Origin of the sequence: Corynebacterium nasorum, assembly GCF_022347325.1 — a bacterium.
Lineage (GTDB): Bacteria > Actinomycetota > Actinomycetes > Mycobacteriales > Mycobacteriaceae > Corynebacterium > Corynebacterium kefirresidentii.
The window spans coordinates 1-804 of sequence record NZ_JAKRDU010000040.1 but is presented as its reverse complement, the minus strand read 5'-3'; the positions used below and the strand labels follow the sequence as shown (position 1 = coordinate 804).

General features: G+C 59.2%; 1 protein-coding gene. It reads left to right on the top strand.

Annotated features, from left to right (window positions below; translation table 11 throughout):
- The first annotated feature begins 117 nt into the window (after positions 1-117).
- Positions 118-726 (top strand): DDE-type integrase/transposase/recombinase, encoded by a 609-nt coding sequence (locus MHK05_RS11815; protein WP_411339113.1) that lies wholly within the window; start codon positions 118-120, stop codon positions 724-726.
- The last annotated feature ends 78 nt before the right edge of the window (positions 727-804 follow it).

Here is an 804-nt window from a genome sequence, read left to right as displayed (position 1 = left end):
GCGTGAAATAATCAGAGCCATGGGCATCTTCTCCGGTCGTCATTTCCCCGTGAAATCATCCTGTGGGCGGTGCGGTGGTACTGCCGCTACGGGCTCAGCTACCGCGATCTGGAAGAAATGATGACCGAACGCGGCGTACCGGTCGATCACAGCACCATCTACCGCTGGGTCCAGAAATATGCTCCTGAGCTGGACAAGCAGACCCGGTGGTACCGACAAGTCCCGGATTGGCAGGCCCGGTCCTGGCGGGTGGACGAGACCTATATCCGGGTCGGGGAAAGTGGTGCTACCTCTATCGGGCGATCACCGACGGTGGGCATGCCCTGGTTTTTACCTGTCCCAAAGCGTAACGTCGCCGCAGTGAAGCGTTTCCTGGCCAAGACCCTGAGGTCGAACACGATAACCGGGTTCCCGCGGGTGATCAACACCGATAAAGCACCCTCCCTGGCCAGGGCAATCGCCGAGTTGAAGTCAGAGGGAATCTGCCCGCAGACCGTGGAACACCGGCAGGTGAAATACCTCAATAACGTCATTGAAGGAGATCATGGGCGGCTGAAACGGATCCTCGGACCGAAGGGGGCGTTCAAAAACCGGACCTCGGCGTACCGGACGTTGAAAGGGATGGAAGCGATGCATTCATTACGGAAAGGCCAGGGCGCGATGTTTGCTTATGGGCAACCGAACCCGGATGCGGTGATCGTCAGCCGGGTGTTCGAGGCTGCCTGAGAACGCCGACCCGCAGCGAGCATCAGAGGATGAAGACTGGGTCGTCTCGGCTCTCCGCCTGAAGTTTGCAACAGCACC